Origin of the sequence: Bacteroides propionicigenes (genome assembly GCF_018390535.1) — a bacterium.
Taxonomy (GTDB): domain Bacteria; phylum Bacteroidota; class Bacteroidia; order Bacteroidales; family Bacteroidaceae; genus Bacteroides; species Bacteroides propionicigenes.
On record NZ_JAHBBW010000010.1, the window covers coordinates 65,605 to 85,747 of the forward strand.

Annotated in this window: 18 protein-coding genes and 1 tRNA gene; 12 read left to right on the forward strand and 7 right to left on the reverse strand. The window is 45.1% G+C overall.

From position 1 onward, the window contains the following. Together KG118_RS12635 and KG118_RS12640 are read right to left on the reverse strand one after the other, a co-directional pair. Positions 1 to 954 (reverse strand): glycosyltransferase family 2 protein, encoded by a 954-nt coding sequence (locus tag KG118_RS12635; protein WP_117710664.1) that lies wholly within the window; start codon positions 952 to 954, stop codon positions 1 to 3. A gap of 64 nt (positions 955 to 1,018) precedes the next feature. Further along, on the reverse strand, positions 1,019 to 1,546 hold the full coding sequence (locus KG118_RS12640) for a DUF4199 domain-containing protein (protein WP_117710663.1): 528 nt from the start codon (positions 1,544 to 1,546) through the stop codon (positions 1,019 to 1,021). 232 nt (positions 1,547 to 1,778) lie between these two features. Between KG118_RS12640 and KG118_RS12645 the strand changes: the two genes are divergently transcribed. Beyond that, positions 1,779 to 1,852: transfer RNA gene (locus KG118_RS12645), tRNA-Thr, on the forward strand. A gap of 59 nt (positions 1,853 to 1,911) precedes the next feature. Here KG118_RS12645 and eno read toward each other — a convergent pair. The 3 genes from eno to crcB all read right to left on the reverse strand — a co-directional run bounded on the left by eno (position 1,912) and on the right by crcB (position 4,315). After that, positions 1,912 to 3,192, reverse strand: coding sequence for a phosphopyruvate hydratase (gene eno, locus KG118_RS12650; RefSeq protein ID WP_117710662.1), 1,281 nt, complete (start codon positions 3,190 to 3,192; stop codon positions 1,912 to 1,914). A gap of 66 nt (positions 3,193 to 3,258) precedes the next feature. Continuing rightward, entirely contained in the window at positions 3,259 to 3,927 is a 669-nt protein-coding gene (locus KG118_RS12655) for a pentapeptide repeat-containing protein (protein ID WP_117710661.1), read from the reverse strand. Positions 3,928 to 3,937: 10 nt separating this feature from the next. Further along, positions 3,938 to 4,315, reverse strand: a complete 378-nt coding sequence (crcB, locus tag KG118_RS12660; RefSeq protein WP_117710660.1) for a fluoride efflux transporter CrcB — start codon at positions 4,313 to 4,315, stop codon at positions 3,938 to 3,940. A gap of 436 nt (positions 4,316 to 4,751) precedes the next feature. Here crcB and KG118_RS12665 point away from each other — a divergent pair, with 436 nt between their 5' ends. From KG118_RS12665 to gcvT, 9 genes are all read left to right on the forward strand, one after another. After that, positions 4,752 to 5,294, forward strand: a complete 543-nt coding sequence (locus KG118_RS12665) for an RNA polymerase sigma factor (protein ID WP_117710658.1) — start codon at positions 4,752 to 4,754, stop codon at positions 5,292 to 5,294. A gap of 4 nt (positions 5,295 to 5,298) precedes the next feature. Next, a complete protein-coding gene (locus tag KG118_RS12670; protein ID WP_117710657.1) occupies positions 5,299 to 5,631 on the forward strand; it encodes a hypothetical protein in 333 nt (110 codons plus the stop codon). 9 nt (positions 5,632 to 5,640) lie between these two features. Next, on the forward strand, positions 5,641 to 6,087 hold the full coding sequence (locus KG118_RS12675; RefSeq protein WP_117710656.1) for a hypothetical protein: 447 nt from the start codon (positions 5,641 to 5,643) through the stop codon (positions 6,085 to 6,087). A 6-nt stretch (positions 6,088 to 6,093) separates the two neighbouring features. After that, on the forward strand, positions 6,094 to 7,767 hold the full coding sequence (locus KG118_RS12680) for a formylglycine-generating enzyme family protein (protein WP_117710655.1): 1,674 nt from the start codon (positions 6,094 to 6,096) through the stop codon (positions 7,765 to 7,767). Between the two features lie 547 nt (positions 7,768 to 8,314). Next, a complete protein-coding gene (locus KG118_RS12685) occupies positions 8,315 to 8,788 on the forward strand; it encodes an HU family DNA-binding protein (RefSeq protein ID WP_117710654.1) in 474 nt (157 codons plus the stop codon). A gap of 175 nt (positions 8,789 to 8,963) precedes the next feature. Then, positions 8,964 to 11,126, forward strand: coding sequence for a glycoside hydrolase family 97 protein (locus KG118_RS12690; RefSeq protein WP_117710653.1), 2,163 nt, complete (start codon positions 8,964 to 8,966; stop codon positions 11,124 to 11,126). A gap of 165 nt (positions 11,127 to 11,291) precedes the next feature. Further along, complete coding sequence (locus KG118_RS12695) at positions 11,292 to 12,701, forward strand: amidophosphoribosyltransferase (RefSeq protein WP_117710652.1); 1,410 nt, start codon at positions 11,292 to 11,294, stop codon at positions 12,699 to 12,701. Between the two features lie 185 nt (positions 12,702 to 12,886). Then, on the forward strand, positions 12,887 to 14,113 hold the full coding sequence (pepT, locus tag KG118_RS12700; protein WP_117710651.1) for a peptidase T: 1,227 nt from the start codon (positions 12,887 to 12,889) through the stop codon (positions 14,111 to 14,113). A 22-nt stretch (positions 14,114 to 14,135) separates the two neighbouring features. Beyond that, positions 14,136 to 15,227, forward strand: coding sequence for a glycine cleavage system aminomethyltransferase GcvT (gcvT, locus tag KG118_RS12705; protein WP_117710650.1), 1,092 nt, complete (start codon positions 14,136 to 14,138; stop codon positions 15,225 to 15,227). 211 nt (positions 15,228 to 15,438) lie between these two features. On the opposite strand, the gene KG118_RS12710 is transcribed toward gcvT, so the two are convergent. Continuing rightward, positions 15,439 to 15,690, reverse strand: a complete 252-nt coding sequence (locus KG118_RS12710) for a type B 50S ribosomal protein L31 (protein ID WP_004289781.1) — start codon at positions 15,688 to 15,690, stop codon at positions 15,439 to 15,441. Positions 15,691 to 15,881: 191 nt separating this feature from the next. Here KG118_RS12710 and KG118_RS12715 point away from each other — a divergent pair, with 191 nt between their 5' ends. Beyond that, entirely contained in the window at positions 15,882 to 16,889 is a 1,008-nt protein-coding gene (locus KG118_RS12715; RefSeq protein WP_117710649.1) for an endonuclease/exonuclease/phosphatase family protein, read from the forward strand. Positions 16,890 to 17,168: 279 nt separating this feature from the next. Beyond that, entirely contained in the window at positions 17,169 to 18,179 is a 1,011-nt protein-coding gene (locus KG118_RS12720; protein ID WP_117710648.1) for a class II fructose-bisphosphate aldolase, read from the forward strand. Between the two features lie 105 nt (positions 18,180 to 18,284). On the opposite strand, the gene KG118_RS12725 is transcribed toward KG118_RS12720, so the two are convergent. Next, positions 18,285 to 20,135, reverse strand: a complete 1,851-nt coding sequence (locus KG118_RS12725) for a glycoside hydrolase family 13 protein (RefSeq protein ID WP_117710647.1) — start codon at positions 20,133 to 20,135, stop codon at positions 18,285 to 18,287. Between the last annotated feature and the right edge of the window lie 8 nt (positions 20,136 to 20,143).

Below are 20,143 nucleotides of genomic sequence, written 5' to 3' on the forward strand. Positions count from 1 at the left end.
TTAAATCATTTTTTCAATTTGATACTTGTTGCGTTCCGGTGCATTGCGGGATATCAGTTCGCCGAGGAAACCGGCCACAAACAGCTGTGTGCCGATAATCATAGACGTGAGTGACAGGTAGAAGTAGGGAGAATCTGTCACAAGGCGGTACGGCATACCCTGATTCATGTAATACAACTTGCTTGCACCCACAATTACTACCGCTACGAATCCGATAAAGAACATCAGTGAACCCAATATGCCGAAAAAGTGCATGGGTTTGATGCCGAAAGTAGACAGAAACCAGAGGGATATCAAATCCAAATATCCGTTGAAGAAGCGGTTCCATCCGCCGAACTTAGTCTTGCCGAATTTCCGTGCCTGATGATGTACCACTTTCTCGCCAATCTTCTTGAAACCGGCATTCTTTGCAAGGTAAGGAATATAACGGTGCATTTCACCATATACCTCTATGTTCTTGATGACGTCTTTGCGATAGGCTTTCAGTCCGCAATTAAAGTCATGCAGGTTCTTTATGCCGGAAACCTTGCGTGCCGTAGCGTTGAACAGTTTTGTCGGTATGGTTTTGGACAGCGGGTCATATCTTTTTTGTTTCCAGCCGGATACCAAGTCGTAACCCTCTTCCGTAATCATGCGGTACAGTTCGGGTATCTCATCCGGGCTGTCCTGCAGGTCGGCGTCCATTGTTATCACGACATCTCCCTGCGCCTGTTCAAACCCGCAATAGAGTGCCGGAGACTTGCCATAATTACGGCGGAATTTTATCCCCCGCACTTTGTCCGACTTTGCTTGTAATTGTTCTATTATTTGCCATGAACGGTCGGTACTTCCGTCGTTGACGAAAATAACCTCGTAGGAAAAGTTATGGGTTTTCATTACCCGTTCAATCCATGCAAACAACTCTGGAAGAGACTCCTCTTCATTATATAAAGGAACAACGACTGAAATATCCATTTGCTTATTTACGATTTTACTGTTTACTTTATACCTGAATTTATCTGGAATCTGCCGTTTCCCGTCATCCTTTTTTGCGCCTCATAGCAAACAGGGCGGTAGGAAGGGCAAGCAACGAACCGCAAAACACATTCCATGACACCAATTGCATGGTGATGTCTATGGAAGTGAGCGATTTCACAGTGTCCAGTGTTTCTTGAAATATATTTGTATAGGCTTCTATGCCCGGTACGCCGCTTTGTTTCAGAATATTGATTTGCGATTCATAGGCGTTGATAACAAAACCGTGGTCTATGAAGCGGAAATAAATGTAGTGCGCCACTGCCGTCAGCAGCGCGGCGAACATATACATAAAGACTGTAAATACCCATGCGTGCAAGAAGCTGATGCTGCCGCCGCATACTGTATTTCGATACATCCGCACATAATAATATCCCATAAAAGGGACGCATAGCGTGAGCCCTACGAAAAGGAAAGATAAAAACGGGATTGTCAGCCCCAGAGGGAAGAGGATGAACTTTAAAATCCAATACCCGCCCAGATAAGTGCCGAACAACATTGCATATTGCATGTAACCTTTATTTTCTGCCATTTTTCTTAGAAATATGGCGCAAAGTTATAAATAATATTGGTTGTAGACCCTGTATTCTTGTTAAAGTTGAAAAAAGTTGGGGTAAGGTATTGCAGATTTAAAATTTTTATCTACCTTTGCACCCGCAAACATGGGTAAGTCCTATACGGCCAGCTCCCTTCGAATCCTCCAGGGCTTGATCGCAGCAAAGGTAGTTGGTTGTAGCGGCGCGATATAGAAAGCTTACCCGCCTGCCTCTTTAGCTCAGTTGGCCAGAGCACGTGATTTGTAATCTCGGGGTCGTTGGTTCGAATCCGACAAGAGGCTCAAAAAAAGAGACATATCCGCAAAGATATGTCTCTTTTTTTATGGCATATTTACTACATTTATCTTATTCTTCTGTATCCGTACACAGCGTTATTGCCTAATTCTTCTTCGATGCGCAACAGCTGGTTGTATTTAGCCATACGGTCCGAACGGCTTAAAGAACCGGTCTTGATTTGTCCGCTGTTGGTGGCTACGGCAATGTCGGCAATTGTGGAATCTTCGGTTTCGCCTGAGCGATGGGAAGTAACGGTGGTGTATCCATGGCGGTGTGCCATTTCGATGGCATTCAGTGTTTCCGTCAAAGAACCGATTTGATTTACTTTAATCAGTATGGAGTTTGCGCAACCCTTCTCGATGCCCATGGCAAGGAAATCTACGTTGGTAACAAATAAATCATCGCCTACCAACTGGCAACGGTTCCCGATACGGTCGGTCAGTTTTTTCCAGCCTTCCCAGTCGTTTTCGCTCATGCCGTCCTCGATGGAGTCGATGGGGTATTTGTTAATCAGCTCTTCCAGATAATCAACCTGTTCGTTGGCAGTACGTTTCTTACCTTTCTCACCTTCAAATTTGCTGTAGTCGTAAATACCGTCGTGGTAGAACTCGGAGGAAGCACAGTCCATGGCAATCATTACATCCTTGCCCGGTTCGTAGCCGGCAGCCTTGATGGCGGCAATAATCGAGTCCAAAGCATCTTCTGTTCCTGCCAAGCCGGGAGCAAAACCTCCTTCATCGCCGACGGCGGTGCTAAGACCACGGTCGTGCAACACTTTCTTCAAAGCATGGAATACTTCGGCGCCCATGCGCAGACCTTCGCGGAAGGAAGTTGCTCCTACCGGGCGTATCATGAACTCTTGGAAGGCAATAGGGGCGTCGCTGTGCGAACCTCCGTTGATGATATTCATCATCGGAACAGGCATTACATATGTATTTGTTCCGCCGATATAACGATAAAGAGGAACGTCAAGGTAGGCCGCCGCCGCTTTGGCTACGGCAAGTGACACGCCCAGAATGGCGTTGGCGCCCAGATTGGATTTTGTCTTCGTGCCGTCCAGTGCCAGCATGGCATGGTCGATACTCATTTGTTCCAAAGCCGACATACCGATTAATTTGGGAGCAATGATGTTGTTGATATTGTCAACGGCTTTCAGCACACCTTTGCCGCCGTAGCGTTTTTTGTCACCGTCACGCAGCTCCAAAGCTTCGTGCTCGCCGGTGGATGCACCGGAAGGCACTGAAGCGCGGCCGATAAAGCCTGACTCCAATATGACATCAACTTCTACTGTAGGGTTTCCTCTTGAATCGAGAATCTCACGTCCGATAATCTTTTCTATTTTCATCTTATTCTGTTTTTAATATAAATTCTACGAACTATAACAAGTGAAAATAGAGAATTGTTCAGGTTCTCAGTCTTTAATTACAAGCCCCAACAGACTTGTCAAGTCCATGGCTTGGTGGGTACTGACGATGGCTCCCCGTATGTCCGGCAGATTGAGATGTATGCCTTCGATATGCGAATCGCTCAAATCAATGCCCTTTAGCGGAGTATGTGAAAATTCAGCTTCCACCAGCTCGCAGTTGGTAAAGGCGATGGAGGTTAGTTTGCAGTCGTTGAGGTCGCTGTTGCGCAAATCGCATGTGGAAAATTCCGCCTGATTAATTTTACTCATGGATAGATTGAGGTATCTTGCATTGCAATCCTGCATCCTGCAATGATTCAGAATCGTTTCGGGCAGATTCGTTCCGACCAGTTTGCAAGAAATGAATTCTACCCGAAAAAGGGAGCTTTCCGCAAATGATATATTGGATAAATCGCAATGCTCGAAACGGACATCTGTAAAGTGGGTTGCTTTCAGCCGGCAATTGTTGAATAGTACATGACTGAAAGTACAATTGGTGATACTTTTATAAGAGCAATTGATTGATTCTTCTACCTGTTTGTTAAAATATAATCCTCTGACGGTTTCTTCTGTCCCAAACCACTCTTTGAGTGATTTGGGACTTTCGGTCTGTTTTTCGAGACTGGGCGAAACAACCCGTACAGGCGGCATACAGAAAGGTTTACTTGGTCTCATAACTGTCTTTCTATAAGGTTTTTCCTAAAACACTCCCGCCCAATGCCGCAAATATTCCCAACAGAATACTTAATAAGGTATATAGGGCAAACAGTCCGTAGAATCCTTGTCTTATCAGAATCAATCCGTCGTTGGAGAATGTGGAAAAGGTGGTGAAGCCGCCGCATAAACCGGTAGTCAGCAACATCCGCATTTCCGCAGACAAGTTGAAGCGTGCGGACAAGGCATAGAACAATCCTATCAGAAAACTTCCGATGATGTTTACGGCGAACGTAGCCCAAGGAAAGGAGTAGGGTACTATCCGCTCGTGTAGTGCCATTTGCACGCAATAGCGCAATACGCTGCCCGTGCCGCCGCCAAGAAATATGGCTATCAGGATTTTAGTCATAATGATTGTTATAGGAATGTTTCGGGTTGCAAAGGTAGTGAAGGCAGGGGAATTTTAATCAATCTTCGGGCGGGTTTTATGAAGCAAATAGAGATTTACTAAAACGATGGGGAAGATTTAGTAAATCGTTGCCGGAGATTTAGTAAATCGTCGGGGATGTTTTAGTAAAACAGGAGAATCTTATAGGGCATCAAGAAAAATACAAAAAAACGTTGATTCAATTTTACTTTCATTTCTTTGCAAGGTCTTTTATATAGAGCGTCCATTCGGATGATTTCACGAAAAGGGGACGTGCAATATATAATGTATAACAAAAGGATAGTATATGAAACCTATTTGGAGATTCTTAGCTTTAGGTATTACGGCCATGTTCTTGTTGCAATCATGCGTAACCGTGCATCCGCTGATTATCCGGTAACCTTTGAGCTTGTTGTATATGGGAATAATGGATGATAGGGAATTGGTCGCGAGGGTAATCAAAGACCCCGGAACAGGATTCCGATGTCTGATGGCGAAATACAAGGAGGAGGTCTATTGGTACATTCGGCGATTGGTTGTGGCTCACGAAGATGCGCAGGATGCTACACAAGAAAATTTTGTACGGGTATTCCGGTCGCTGTCCGGTTTCAAAGGCGAATGCTCTTTTCGGTCGTGGCTTTACAGAATTGCCACCAACGAGGCCCTGCGTATTTTGGACCGGCGACGTGATGACCGGATGTCATTGGATGATTCTCCGGTTGAACTTAATGGTTTGTTGGCTGATGAGTATGTAGACTACAGTGATTTGGAAACAGTCAGGTTGCAACAGGCTATTCTGGCATTGCCAACCAAACAACAAATGGTTTTCAACTTACGATACTATAACGGTTTGGGATATGATGAGATTGCCGGAATCATCGGTTCAACAGCAGATGGTGCTAAATCAAACTACCATATTGCAAAAGAAAAGATTATCAAGTATATGAATTTAAACAGTTAGTCGTATGAATAAAGATTTTGATTTCAACCGCATAGGCAAACGAATGCCCTATACCGCGCCCGAAAACTTCTTGGACGATATTGAAAATAATGTATGGGAGGCTATAAAAGACGAAATGACACCACCCAAGCCCCAACGGAACTATCGCCTGTGGTACACCATATCCGGCGGACTTGTGGCGGCAAGCATCGCGTTGTTACTGGTCTTCAATATTCTGCCGGATAGCCATAAGGCAACTGACTTTAAGTCGTTTGAACAAGCATTCTCTCAATTGAGCAGAGCCGACCAGAATTATCTGTTTACCGTCTATCAGGACGACTTATTTATAAACGAATAAAAATCAATCATGAAAAGTATTTTTAGAATCCTTCTGTTTGCTATGGCAATGACCGCTTTTTGCGCAAGTGCTTACGCCCAAAAAGATAGCAGACAACGTATGACCCGTGAACAATTGGCCGAAACACAGGCTAAATACATTGCACAGGAAATGGCAATGGACGGCACTACCTCAGAAAAGTTTGTTGAGACCTTTTGCCGGTTTCAAAAAGAGATTTGGGCACTTGGCCCCCGGCCTAAGAGAGAGGTCTCGGGCAGGACGGATGCGGAAACAGAACAAGCCATTAAAGAGCGGTTTGCCCATAGCCAAAAGATATTGGACTTGCGGCACAAGTATTATGAGGAATATAGCAAGTTCTTATCACAACAACAGATTGTGCGTGTATATGAATTGGAAAAAAAGATGATGGATCGTCTGTATCATCGTTCTCAAAAGGCAAAAACTCAAAAACGATAAATAATTATGAAGACGATTTTGAAAACTTTTAATTTGTATTGCCTTTCATTCCTCTTCTTGGCTGCAATGAATGCATGCCAGAATGATGATACGGCATTTCCTGATGAAGAAGAACAGGAACAAGAACAAGATTCAAATCCTGAGAGTATTACTGCCATTATTTCCGACGGGCTTCATGGCAGTTGGAACGAAGGCGACCCCATAATGCTGGTTCATGACGAACAGACTATTACTGTACAGGCACAGGAAGCCGGTAGTTCATCTATTCTGTCAGGTACTATTGAAGGAACTTTTACTGATGATAATCCTTTGTTTGGTATATATCCGGCAGATAACAAGGTGTCCTCGGATAATGAAAGTTTAACTGTAACCATACCTGCCACTCAAACCGGAAATGAGAGTGGATATGATGAAAAGTCGGTAGTGGCAGTGGCTCGTAGCACATCCAACTCTCTGAATTTTCAGACTGTTTGCGGTGGCATCAAGCTTAACTTCCAAATGTCGGGTGTAACGGGCATTGAACTTGAAAGCGTTGATGGTTATGCACTTTCCGGTACGGTCAGGATAAAATGGGATGAACATGGAAAACCGATAGCCGATAAGATAGAAAACGCCAATTCCATCATAACTTTCAGTGCTTCGGATAAATCAGGTTTTACTCCCGGAAAGGATTATTATATATCGACCTTGCCTTGTGACGTTTATGGAGGTTATAGGCTGTCTATTTACAAGGATGGTTTGGTGGCCCATTATTTCAGTGTGCATCAAACGATAGAGCGAACCGCTTATATAACCCCGAACGATTTGCTGGAAAGCGAGTTGGAGTTTGACGACCCGGATGCTCCGCTTGTAGAAGAAGAACGTCCGGAACTGGATGCCACGACCACAGCACTTCTCCGCCAGTACCAACAGAGCCCGACAGAGGACAATAAGCAGGCTCTTTTGAATCAAATGGGATTACGGTATGATAAAGTCGTTGCGCGAAAGAAAGCCAAACTTCGCGAATTGGAGAGGGAGGCTAAGACTCCTGACCTCGTAGAAGAAATGCAGGGTATTGTGGATGAGATGGTCGAAAATCGAGATACTCGATTGGAGCAACAGTTTCTGCGTCTCATCGACCCTCGAAATGACGAAGACCCGAATGATGCTTGGATGGTACTGCGCGGTGCATCGGCTCCGAATGCCTACATAGGTTATGCACCTGTGACAAATGCCGAATACGCAGCCTTCAAAGGCGGATTCGTTTATAATGCAGGAGAGGAGAACTATCCGGTAGTGAACATTACGATTGCCGAAGCCACGGCTTATTGCGACTGGCTTACCACTCAAGACAACGCCCATATATATCGTCTTCCGACCGATGAAGAGTGGATACTCGGCGCCGGTCATATGCCTAAAGATGTCACTATGAACGCTGACCGTGTGGAATCCGGACTGACAGCAGTGGATGCTTACAATCAGACAACCGGTGCTTGTGGCGGTATAGATTTTTGGGGCAATTGCTGGGAATGGACTTCATCAACAGATGCAGCCGGTTCGTACATTATAAAAGGAGGCAGTTGGGACTCCAGCCGTGATGATTGCCGTAGCGAGAAATCGGATGTTGTAAGAACGGGCACGCAGGGCTACGCCAATGTCGGCTTCAGGGTAGTAAGAACAGATGTTTCAAGTGCCCGATAAATTCAATGTATTGTAAATATAAACTTACCAATTAAGTAAATACGCATAATTAGTTTATACCATTCTGTCATTCAGAGCGTAGCGAAGAATCTACTCCCTTTTTTGTGTGCATGAAGAGAAGGGTTTCTTCGCTTCCTTCTGAATGATAGAATGATATGTTAATCATCATTTTGACGCATTCCCCTTTAAGTAATTTCAATGCTCGATTGTAGAGATTGCATTCAGAACTTGTGCTGATAATCAGTAGTTTTCAGGCTGAAATTGTAGAATTCGTTTCTTTCCCTTTCCTTAACCTTACTCACGTTTCTTTTGCCCTGTAGAGATACCTTCTTTTTAATTCTCTATGTTTTAAGTGTTTAGCCAAAACGGTTGTAGATGCCGTTTTCTTGTATTCCCTTCATTCTCGCCCTAACTTTGCAACATCGAATTTGAGAAACAGATGCTGAACTGTTGAGGCCTCGCAGCAAACTTCTGCTTCTTGAAAAAGATAAAGGCTCAGGCCTGTTACATTATTATATTATATAAACCTTTTAAAATATTAAAAATTATGGGACTTCAGTATGTAGTAGCTAAACGTGTATTCGGTTTCGACAAGGATAAAAACGTAAAGTATGTTGCCAAATCCGTAGGGTCGGGCGAGTTGGACTTTGGTAAGTTGTGTGCCAAAGTGAGCCGTATTCTCGGCATTCATAGAAAAACGGTGGACTTGGTGGCTACCGGCCTTGTAGACATCATGTCGGAAGAGATTGACGATGGAAAGACTGTCCGCTTAGGCGAATTCGGACTCTTCCGCCCTTCTTTTACAGGAAAAAGCGCGGATACGGAAGAGGGTGTTACGGCAAGTAATATCGTTCGTAAGCGTATTCTCTTTTTTCCGGGAAAGGCTTTCAGTACGATGCTGGGTAATATGAGCGTTACCAGAATGGCGGTGCCCGATACGGATTATACCAATGGAGGTAGCGGCGAACCTGACAATTCGGGTATCCCCGATGAAGGTGAGAAAGAAGATCCTTTGGGATAACATGGCAACTTTCTGAGGATACAGAAGGATAGAAATAAGAATGAAGGGTAGCATTACCCTTCATTCTTATGCAAACGTTTTCTGGCGAATTATTCGATTTTTATCCGATTGTTTCCGATAGAAATCCTTATCCTGCTTATATTTGCGGTACGATAACTAATTAAAATACCATAGTATGAGAAACATGAAAGCAATTTGTATCAAACTAACCTGCTTCCTGCTAGTCCTTTTCATGGGTAGCGCAGCAATGGCCGAGGGCATCACTTCTCCCAACGGCCAACTTCAATTGAACTTTTCCGTGAATCCTCAAGGTGAACCGGTTTATGAGCTTTTTTATAAGGGAAAAGCCGTTATTAAACCTTCAAAATTGGGCTTGGAACTGAAGAATGATCCGGGACTGATGAACGGATTCACTTTGGCTGATACCCGGACGTCTACCTTCGATGAAACATGGGAACCTGTGTGGGGTGAAGTGAGACAAATCCGCAACCATTATAATGAAATGGCGGTAACACTGAATCAGAAAGCGCAGAACCGTAACATCATTATCCGTTTCCGCTTGTTTGATGACGGCCTCGGTTTCCGTTATGAGTTCCCTTTGCAGAAGAATCTGAATTACTTTGTGATTAAAGAAGAGCGGACACAGTTTGCCATGGCGGGCGACCATAAAGCATTCTGGATTCCGGGTGATTATGATACGCAGGAATATGACTTTACAGAGTCCAAACTTTCCGAGATTCGAGGACTGATGAAGGAAGCGATTACCGGCAATGCGTCACAAACCCAGTTTTCTCCGACAGGTGTGCAGACTTCCCTCCAAATGAAGACTGAGGACGGCCTGTATATCAACCTGCATGAAGCTGCCTTGGTGGATTATTCTTGTATGCATCTGAATCTGGATGATAAAAACTTGATTTTTGAATCTTGGCTGACTCCTGATGCAGTAGGTGACAAGGGCTATATGCAAGCTCCCTGTAAATCTCCGTGGCGTACGGTGATTGTCAGTGATGATGCGCGCGATATTCTTGCTTCCAAGTTGACTTTGAACCTGAATGAGCCTTGCGCTTATGAAGATGTTTCTTGGATTAAACCGGTGAAGTATGTAGGTGTATGGTGGGAAATGATTGCCGGTAAAAGCACTTGGGCATATACAGACGACCTTCCTTCCGTTAAGTTGGGCGAAACGAACTATTCCAAAACAAAACCCAACGGACGTCATGGCGCCAACAATGAGAATGTGAAGAGATACATAGACTTTGCAGCCGCAAACGGTTTCGATCAGGTTTTGGTAGAAGGCTGGAACGAAGGCTGGGAAGACTGGTTCGGACAATCCAAAGATTATGTTTTTGACTTTGTGACTCCATATCCCGATTTTGACGTGAAGATGCTGAATGCTTATGCCAAAAGCAAAGGCGTTAAGCTGATGATGCACCACGAAACTTCTTCTTCCGTTCGCAACTACGAACGCCATATGGACAAAGCGTACCAGTTTATGGTAGACAATGGCTATAATGCTGTGAAGAGCGGTTATGTAGGCGATATCATCCCGCGCGGCGAACATCATTACGGACAGTGGATGAACAATCACTATCTCTACGCCGTGAAGAAAGCTGCCGACTATAAGATTTGCGTCAACGGTCATGAAGCCGTACGTCCTACCGGTTTGTGCCGTACTTATCCAAACCTGATTGGCAATGAATCTGCCCGCGGCACTGAGTACGAAGCCTTTGGCGGCAGCAAACCGTTCCACACCACATTACTTCCGTTCAACCGCCTTATCGGTGGCCCGATGGATTATACTCCGGGTATTTTCGATACGAAGTTGGACTTTATGGGCGACCTGCCTCATGGACAAGTACAAACAACGCTTGCCAAGCAGCTGGCTCTTTATGTCACCCTTTACAGTCCGTTGCAAATGGCTGCCGACTTGGTTGAGAACTATGAGAAGCATATGGATGCATTCCAGTTCATCAAGGATGTAGCCGTAGATTGGGATGACAGCAAGTATATTGAAGCGGAACCGGGAGATTATATTACCGTAGCGCGTAAGGCAAAAGGCACTGACAATTGGTTTGTAGGCGGTATTACAGATGAGAATGCCCGTACAGCAAACTTTACCCTCGATTTCTTGACGCCGGGCAAGCAGTATGTGGCCATTCTGTATGCTGACGGTAAGGATGCCGATTACAAGGAAAACCCTACTTCTTACCTGATAAAGAAAGGTATTGTGACCAATAAAACCAAAATGTCCGTTAAGGAAGCGCGCAGCGGTGGTTTTGCGCTGAGCCTGATTGAGGCTACTCCAGCGGATAAAAAGGTTGTGAAGAAATGGAAATAGTTAGGGTAAAAAGAGTTTCTGATTAGGTATTGGTTGGCTCCCCGCAGGACTTTGGTTCTGCGGGGAGTCTTTTTATTATTTTTAGAGGTAGAAAATGGCGTTAACAAGGAAACTTCTTCGTACCTTTGCGCCCGTTAATAAAATAACTAATAACACAAGGAACTTATGGGAGGTTTTTTCGGAACAGTCGCCAAAGCAAGTTGCGTGGCAGATTTGTTTTACGGCACAGATTATAATTCGCACTTAGGGACAAAGCGTGGCGGTATGGCTACTTACGATCAGGAAGAAGCGGTGTTTAAGCGTTCTATCCACAATTTGGAGAGTACCTACTTCCGTACGAAATTTGAAGATGAGCTGGATAAATTCAAAGGGAACTCTGGCATCGGAATCATCAGCGATACAGATCCCCAGCCTCTTATATTGAACTCCCATCTCGGTCGTTTTGCCATTGTAACGGTTGCCAAGATTGTGAACCTGCAAGAATTGGAAGCCGAACTCTTGGAACAAAATATGCACTTTGCCGAATTAAGCTCCGGCAAGACCAATCAAACAGAACTTATAGCCCTGCTCCTGATACAAGGAAAAACCTTTGTGGAAGGAATAGAAAATGTATACAAGCATATCAAAGGTTCGTGCTCCATGCTGCTTCTTACGGAAGACGGCATTATCGCTGCCCGCGACCGTTGGGGACGTACTCCTGTCGTTATAGGCAAGAAAGACGGGGCTTATGCTGCAACCAGTGAGTCGAGCAGCTTCCCGAATTTGGGTTACGAGGTAGACCGCTATTTGGGACCGGGCGAAATTGTCCGCCTGCGTGCCGATGGAATAGAGCAGATGCGCAAACCCAATGAGGAGATGCAGATATGTTCTTTCCTATGGGTTTATTACGGCTTCCCCACTTCGTGTTATGAGGGAAAGAATGTGGAAGATGTACGCTTCTCGTCCGGGTTGAAAATGGGACAGACCGATACTTCGGAGGTAGATTGCACTTGCGGTATTCCCGATTCTGGTGTGGGCATGGCGTTGGGATATGCCGAAGGAAAAGGGGTGCCCTATCATCGTGCCATCTCAAAATATACACCGACATGGCCGCGCAGCTTCACTCCCAGCCGACAAGAAATGCGTTCGTTGGTGGCAAAGATGAAACTTATTCCTAACCGTGCCATGCTGGAAGGCAAACGTCTTCTGTTCTGTGACGACTCCATAGTGCGCGGAACCCAGTTGCGCGATAATGTAAAGGTGCTCTACGAGTATGGCGCTAAGGAAGTTCACATCCGTATTGCCTGTCCGCCGCTGATATATAGTTGTCCGTTTGTGGGTTTCACGGCATCCAAAGGAGATTTGGAACTGATTACCCGTCGTGTCATCAAAGAGTTGGAAGGTGATGAAAACAAAAACCTTGAGAAATATGCCACTACCGGTTCGCCGGAGTATGAGAGAATGGTGGAGGTAATCCGCGAGCGTTTCGGACTTTCATCATTAAAGTTCAATACACTGGAAACGTTGGTTGAGGCTATCGGGCTGCCTAAATGTAAACTCTGTACCCATTGTTTTGACGGAAGCAGCCACTTTTGATTGACAAATCAGCTATTAAGGAATAAAAAAGGGGCGTGAATTGCTTGGCAGTTCACGCCCCTTTTTTTAACTTTACGGCAATTAAAAAAACGATAGGGGATAGGGCGATAAAGTGAGTTACATTATATAATGAAGTAATATCCCGTTATCACTCTGCCATCTCATCACCTTAACACATTATTAATATGACTTTAGTAGAACGTTTTTTAAAGTATGTAAGTTTCGATACTCAATCGAATGAGGAGAGCGGGGTAACTCCAAGTACTCCGGGGCAAATGGTATTTGCCAAGTTCCTGAAAGAAGAATTGGAAACTTTGGGTCTGGAAGAGATTACGCTGGATGAGAACGGTTATCTGTTTGCCACCCTTCCTGCCAATATAGATAAGGCTGTGCCTGTTGTAGGTTTCATAGCCCACATGGATACAAGTCCCGATATGAGTGGCAAGGATGTTTCTCCGCGTATTGTAGAGAATTACGATGGCAAGGACATTGTTCTTTGCGCGGACGAGAAGGTGGTCCTTTCTACTGCCCGTTTCCCCGAGTTGCTCGACCATAAGGGAGAGGACCTGATTGTAACCAACGGAAAGACTTTGTTGGGTGCCGATGATAAAGCCGGTATTGCGGAGATTGTTTCGGCAATGGCCTACCTGAAAGAACATCCTGAAATCAAGCATGGTAAGATTCGCATAGGTTTCAATCCCGATGAGGAAATCGGTTTGGGAGCGCATAAGTTCAACGTTGAGCAATTCGATTGTGAATGGGCTTATACCATGGACGGCGGTGAACTGGGCGAGCTGGAGTTTGAAAACTTCAATGCCGCCTCTGCCAAGATTGTTTTCAAGGGACGTAATGTGCATCCGGGATATGCCAAGAATAAGATGATAAATTCTATTCGTGTTGCCAACCGTTTTATCTCCATGCTTCCCAGCCACGAAACGCCGGAGCATACAGAGGGGTACGAGGGATTCTACCACCTCATCAGCATCACGGGCGAAGTGGAACAGACTACTGTAGCCTATATCATCCGCGACCACGACCGTCTCCGTTTTGAGAGCCGCAAGAAGGAATTTGAACATCTTGTACGCAAAATTAATGCCGAATACGGTGAAGGCACAGCCGTGCTCGAACTGCACGACCAGTACTATAATATGCGCGAGAAGATTGAGCCGGTAATGCACATCATCGACACCGCTTTCAAAGCTATGGAAGCCGTCGGCGTAGAGCCTCGTGTAAAAGCCATTCGAGGCGGTACGGACGGTGCGCAACTCTCGTTCAAGGGTCTGCCTTGTCCCAATATCTTTGCCGGTGGCCTGAATTTCCACGGACGCTACGAGTTCGTGCCTGTTCAGAATATGGAGAAAGCCATGAAGGTTATCGTCAAGATAGCCGAACTCGTTGCTCATCAATCATAATTTATAAATCATAAATCCTACCATGAAAACCACTCCGTTTACAGAAACACACATCTCGCTGGGTGCTAAGATGCACGAATTTGCGGGATACAATATGCCTATCGAATATTCCGGTATCATCGATGAGCATCTCACCGTTTGCCAAGGTGTAGGCGTGTTCGATGTCTCCCATATGGGAGAATTTTGGGTGAAGGGTCCGCACGCTTTGGACTTTTTGCAGAAAGTTACTTCTAATAATGTGGCAGCCCTTACTCCCGGTAAAGTGCAGTACACTTGCTTTCCCAATGAGGATGGCGGTATTGTGGACGACTTGCTCGTCTATCAGTATGAGCCGGAGAAGTATCTGTTGGTTGTCAATGCTTCCAATATAGAGAAGGACTGGAACTGGTGTGTGTCTCATAATACGGAGGGCGCCGAACTGGAGAATGCTTCCGACCGCATGGCACAGCTTGCCGTACAAGGTCCGAAGGCTATCGAGGCATTGCAGAAACTGACTCCCGTCAACCTTTCCGAACTCCCGTATTATACCTTTACGCACGGTGAGTTTGCAGGCGAACCGGATGTCATTATTTCCAATACCGGCTATACCGGTGCAGGTGGTTTTGAACTCTACTTCTATCCGGAAGCGGCGATGAAGATATGGAATGCCGTGTTCGAGGCAGGCGCGGAATTTGGCATCAAGCCTATCGGACTCGGTGCCCGCGATACGCTTCGTCTTGAAATGGGCTTCTGCCTGTATGGAAATGATTTGGACGATACCACGTCGCCTATCGAAGCCGGACTGGGATGGATTACCAAGTTTGTAGAAGGCAAGAATTTCACTAATCGTCCGGTGCTGGAGAAACAGAAAGCGGAGGGTACGGTACGCAAGTTGGTAGGTTTTGAAATGGTAGACCGCGGTATTCCCCGTCATGGCTATGAGTTGCAGAGCCCGGAAGGCGCTCCCATTGGCGTGGTTACTTCGGGCACAATGTCGCCTACCCGTAAAATCGGTATCGGTATGGGGTATGTGAAGCCTGAATATAGCAAGGTCGGTACGGAGATTTGTATTGATATGCGCGGACGCAAGCTGAAAGCGGTGGTGGTACGTCCGCCGTTCCGGGGAAAAGTATAGGAAGTTGATATATCCTCCTTGTCTGATAGCATTACTAAAACCCTACCGACGTTTTAGTAAAACTCTGCCGGCGATTTACTAAAACTCCACCAACGATTTAGTAAAACTCCGCCAATGATTTACTAAATAGTCGGCGGAGTTTTACTAAACGGCATAATAAAAAAGGGAATCTGTATCAGACTCCCTTTTTTGCTGTTTCTTAAAAAACAGATTATTTCTTGCGGTTACCGTAGCGGCTCATGAACTTATCAACGCGACCGGCTGTGTCAACCAACTTAGACTTACCTGTGTAGAACGGGTGAGAAGTGCTGGAGATTTCCAATTTTACCAACGGATAAGTTTCGCCTTCGAACTCGATAGTCTCTTTGGTATTTACTGTAGAACGAGACAAGAACACGTCACCGTTTGACATATCTTTAAATACTACCGGACGGTAATTTTCAGGATGAATACCTTTTTTCATTTTAATATTTGTTTTTTAATTTATATTCTGTTACTATTTTGGTAATAAATAGTGTAATGGTCTTTTTCAGTGCGCAAAGATAATGCTTTTCTATGAAATGAAAAAAGGTTTTTTGCAAAAAAAATCGGGTAATTGATAGGTTTATAGCTTTTTATTTTAGATTTTTGCAGGAGATTAATATCATATCACCTATGAGAAAACTGATTATATTCTTTTCTTTTTGCTTCTGCGTTGCAACACTTGCAGCTCAGAACACAGAACGCAAACTGTACAGTGTAGCGTTTTATAATCTTGAGAATCTGTTTGACACTATCCATGACGCAGGTAAGAATGACCGTGAGTTCTTGCCCGATGGCAGCTATCGGTGGACGGCCAAGAAATACGAATCCAAGTTGCATAATCTGTCGAAAGTACTGAGTTCGTTGTCGCGAAATCTGGTTCCCGAAGGTCCGGCGGTAATTGGTGTGGCAGAAGTTGAGAACCGCAGGGCGCTGATGGACCTCGTCAGCCGGCCGGCCATATCCAACTATAAGTTTGTTCATTATGAAGGTCCCGACAGACGCGGCATCGATTGTGCGTTGTTGTACGATCCGCAGCAGTTTACGGTTACCAACTCCAAGTTGGTGCTTTCTACTCCTTTCGAGGGGGATACGGTGCATCTGACGCGTGGCTTCCTGATTGTAGACGGCCGGATGGCGGGTGAGCGCGTCTGTTTCATAGTGAATCACTGGCCTTCCCGCGGAGCGAAATCACCGGTACGTGTGCACGCCGCCAAGCAGGTGAAGGCTTTGACGGACTCCTTGCTGCGTGAGGACAAGAAGCTGAAACTCTTTGTGATGGGAGATATGAACGATGACCCGATGGATGAGAGTATGCGGACTTTGGGGGCTCGTAAGTACATATCGGGCATGAAGTCCAACCAGTTCTATAACCCGTGGTGGGAAACACTGGAAGATAAGGGAGTGGGCACGTTGCTTTATCGCGGCAAATGGAACTTATTCGACCAGATTGTACTGTCAAAGCCATTGGTGAAGGCAAAAAAAGGATTACGCTACGATCATAACGAAGTCTTTATCCGTGACTACTTAATCCGGCAAGACGGCAAATACAAAGGTTCACCCCTGCGTACTCATGGCGGGCGTACATGGCTGAACGGTTATAGCGACCATCTGCCTACGATTATCTATCTGAAGAAATAATATATAATAATGTGTAAATAACGGGTCGGAAAGCAAACTTGCTTTCCGACCCGTTTGTTTATGAAGGTAAGAACGCAAAAGGCAGGAATAAACAGACAGATGCAAAAACTTTGTAATATGGAGATTACAATCTTCTGTTAATTCAAGCCAATAGCTTTAAAATAGAATAGATTTGACAGATAAATAGAGATATTTTATTCTTCTCTCGTTCTTCTATTTAAAGGATAATGCTTACTTTTGCGTAGAATTTTGATTCACTAACAATAAACTTTAAACAAAATGGTTAATTACAAAGATTTAGGCCTTGTAAACACAAAAGAAATGTTTGCTCGCGCTATCAAGGGTGGATATGCAATCCCTGCATTCAACTTCAATAACATGGAACAGATGCAGGCTATCATCAAGGCTGCAGTTGAGACTAAGTCTCCGGTTATCCTTCAGGTTTCTAAGGGTGCCCGCCAGTATGCTAACGCTACTTTGTTGCGTTACATGGCTCAGGGTGCTGTAGAATATGCCAAGGAATTGGGCTGTAAACATCCTGAAATTGTTCTTCACCTTGACCATGGAGATACTTTCGAGACTTGCAAGAGCTGTATCGATTCCGGTTTCTCCTCAGTAATGATTGACGGTTCACATCTTCCATACGAAGAAAATGTTGCTCTGACAAAGAAAGTTGTTGAGTACGCTCACCAATTCGATGTTACAGTAGAAGGCGAACTTGGCGTATTGGCAGGTGTGGAAGACGAAGTTTCTGCCGAACACCACACATATACTAACCCTGAGGAAGTTATTGATTTCGCTACTCGTACAGGTTGCGATTCTTTGGCTATCTCTATCGGTACTTCTCACGGTGCATACAAGTTCAAACCCGAACAATGTCACATAGATCCCGCTACAGGTCGTCTGGTTCCTCCTCCTTTGGAATTTGCCGTATTGGACGCTGTAATGGAGAAACTTCCGGGATTCCCTATCGTACTCCACGGTTCTTCTTCAGTTCCTCAGGAAGAAGTTGATACTATCAATCAATTCGGTGGTAAGCTGGAAGCCGCTATCGGTATTCCTGAAGACCAATTGCGTAAAGCTGCCAAGTCTGCTGTTTGCAAAATCAACATCGACTCAGACTCTCGTCTGGCTATGACTGCAGCTGTTCGTAAGGTGTTCGCTGAAAAACCGGCTGAATTTGACCCGCGTAAATACCTGGGCCCGGCTCGCGACAACATGGAGAAACTTTACAAGCACAAAATCATCAGCGTGCTTGGTTCAGAAAACAAATTGGCTCAATTAGACTAATAGAGTTATCTGATTATAAAAAGGGGAGTGCACTTCATATGCACTCCCTATTTTTTTTGCACAAACTTTACGAAAGTTTATGGCTTTCTTTCAATTTATCCGTGCTTACAACTCGATAACCAGCGATTCACGTGGTTCCATCTTCAGCTCTTCTCCAAAGGCGATTGTTCTGCCACTTAGAATATCTTTTCCTTGTTTGGCATCTTTCAGTATCTCTTTATAGAACTTCAAAGGCACGCTCGTTGCGGCATTTGTACCGTTCAGCATCACGAAAACAGTTTTGCCTTCGTATTGGCGGGCATAGGCATATACGCCGTTCTGTACCATAAACTGGGTCATGCTGCCTTTGGCGATAACGTCGTTTCCTTTGCGCCAGTTCAGTATTGTTTTGTAGAAGTTGTAGCAATCGTTTTGAACTTTACTACGGCCTGCGGCTGTAAGTGCGGTTTCCTTATCATCGGCCCAGCCTCCGGGGAAGTCTTTGCGAACATAACCGTCACTCTTGCTCTTTATACCATTCATCATAATCTCCGTTCCATAGTATAATTGTGGAATGCGGCGGGTGGTAAGCAGCAGGGTAGAGGCTTGCTTCAGCATCGGTAAGTCATTGCCTTCACCCAAGAAGCGGTCGGTGTCGTGATTCTCGATGAAAGCAAGTACCGATTCCGGATTCGGGTATAGGAAGTCGTATACGAAACTGTTATACACACGATCCAGCCCTTTGAACCAAGTTTCCGTCTCTTCCGTTTTGGCGATATTGATTTTATCGAAGAAGCTGAAATCCATTACAGTTTTCAGGTTACTGTTTCTGGGAGCGGATAACTTGGAGTCTTTCTGCCACCAAGCGGTATATGCAGGTTCGGTAACCCATGTCTCGCCTACAGTGTTATAGTTGGGGTATTCTTCATTCAGCTCTTTCATCCAATTGCTCATGGCATCATAGTCGGCATACGGATAAGTGTCCATGCGGATACCGTCTATATTGGCATACTCAATCCACCAGAAACTGTTCTGGACGAGATAACGGTACACATGCGGATTCTTCTGGTTGAGGTCGGGCATGGCGGTCACGAACCAACCGTCGTTCATTTGGCTGAAATCATATTTCGATGCGTACGGGTCTACGTGGGGAGTGAGTTTGAAGGAGGTCTGTACAAAGTTGTTTTCGTGGTCGGGATTGTTGAACCAGTCTTTGCCGGGCATATCCTTTATCCATATATGTTCTACGCCGCAGTGGTTAAAAATCATGTCCATTACGATTTTTATGCCGCGCGCGTGAGACTTTTCAATGAGCTGCTTATACTCTTCGTTAGTGCCGAAGCGAGGATCTACCTTATAATAGTCGGTAGTGGCATAGCCGTGATAAGAACCGCCTGCCATGTTGTTCTCCAATACCGGAGTGAACCAGAGGGCGGTTACGCCCAAGTCGGAAAAGTAATCCAAGTTTTGTTCGATTCCGGCAAGGTCGCCGCCATGACGGGCGTTCGGGTCATTGCGGTCTACCTTGTACTCTGACATACCTGCAATCCGGTCATTCTCCGGATTGCCGTTGGCAAAGCGGTCGGGCATCAGCAGGTAAAGGGCATCGGACGCATCGAAGCCTTTGTGTTCATAGCCTTTCTTGGCACGTGCCTTTAATTCATATTCCTTGATAAGTTTTTTCTTGCCTTGTGTAAAGGTCAGAGCCATTTTGCCGGGCTTCACGTCTTTATCCAGTTTGAGATAGACTAACAAGTAATTATTACTTTCCAGCTTTACTGTGCTACTCAGTGAGACACCGGGATAATTGACGGATACCGCTGCATTGCCAATGCCTTCGCCATATACCATTAGCTGAAGCTCGGGATTTTGCATTCCGGCATACCAAAACGGAGGATCGATTTTGTTTACGTTCATGGCTGCATACGTGCTAAGGGATAGTAGGAGTGTTCCCAAAATGAAGAATACTTTTTTCATGATATTAG

What these genes read in the sequence shown, in the direction of transcription:
- KG118_RS12635 (WP_117710664.1), bottom strand. Translation starts at nt 954, where the DNA reads ATGGATATTTCAGTCGTTGTTCCTTTATATAATGAAGAGGAGTCTCTT.
- KG118_RS12640 (WP_117710663.1), bottom strand. Translation starts at nt 1,546, where the DNA reads ATGGCAGAAAATAAAGGTTACATGCAATATGCAATGTTGTTCGGCACT.
- eno (WP_117710662.1), bottom strand. Translation starts at nt 3,192, where the DNA reads ATGAAAATAGAAAAGATTATCGGACGTGAGATTCTCGATTCAAGAGGA.
- KG118_RS12655 (WP_117710661.1), bottom strand. Translation starts at nt 3,927, where the DNA reads ATGAGACCAAGTAAACCTTTCTGTATGCCGCCTGTACGGGTTGTTTCG.
- crcB (WP_117710660.1), bottom strand. Translation starts at nt 4,315, where the DNA reads ATGACTAAAATCCTGATAGCCATATTTCTTGGCGGCGGCACGGGCAGC.
- KG118_RS12665 (WP_117710658.1), top strand. Translation starts at nt 4,752, where the DNA reads ATGGGAATAATGGATGATAGGGAATTGGTCGCGAGGGTAATCAAAGAC.
- KG118_RS12670 (WP_117710657.1), top strand. Translation starts at nt 5,299, where the DNA reads ATGAATAAAGATTTTGATTTCAACCGCATAGGCAAACGAATGCCCTAT.
- KG118_RS12675 (WP_117710656.1), top strand. Translation starts at nt 5,641, where the DNA reads ATGAAAAGTATTTTTAGAATCCTTCTGTTTGCTATGGCAATGACCGCT.
- KG118_RS12680 (WP_117710655.1), top strand. Translation starts at nt 6,094, where the DNA reads ATGAAGACGATTTTGAAAACTTTTAATTTGTATTGCCTTTCATTCCTC.
- KG118_RS12685 (WP_117710654.1), top strand. Translation starts at nt 8,315, where the DNA reads ATGGGACTTCAGTATGTAGTAGCTAAACGTGTATTCGGTTTCGACAAG.
- KG118_RS12690 (WP_117710653.1), top strand. Translation starts at nt 8,964, where the DNA reads ATGAGAAACATGAAAGCAATTTGTATCAAACTAACCTGCTTCCTGCTA.
- KG118_RS12695 (WP_117710652.1), top strand. Translation starts at nt 11,292, where the DNA reads ATGGGAGGTTTTTTCGGAACAGTCGCCAAAGCAAGTTGCGTGGCAGAT.
- pepT (WP_117710651.1), top strand. Translation starts at nt 12,887, where the DNA reads ATGACTTTAGTAGAACGTTTTTTAAAGTATGTAAGTTTCGATACTCAA.
- gcvT (WP_117710650.1), top strand. Translation starts at nt 14,136, where the DNA reads ATGAAAACCACTCCGTTTACAGAAACACACATCTCGCTGGGTGCTAAG.
- KG118_RS12710 (WP_004289781.1), bottom strand. Translation starts at nt 15,690, where the DNA reads ATGAAAAAAGGTATTCATCCTGAAAATTACCGTCCGGTAGTATTTAAA.
- KG118_RS12715 (WP_117710649.1), top strand. Translation starts at nt 15,882, where the DNA reads ATGAGAAAACTGATTATATTCTTTTCTTTTTGCTTCTGCGTTGCAACA.
- KG118_RS12720 (WP_117710648.1), top strand. Translation starts at nt 17,169, where the DNA reads ATGGTTAATTACAAAGATTTAGGCCTTGTAAACACAAAAGAAATGTTT.
- KG118_RS12725 (WP_117710647.1), bottom strand. Translation starts at nt 20,135, where the DNA reads ATGAAAAAAGTATTCTTCATTTTGGGAACACTCCTACTATCCCTTAGC.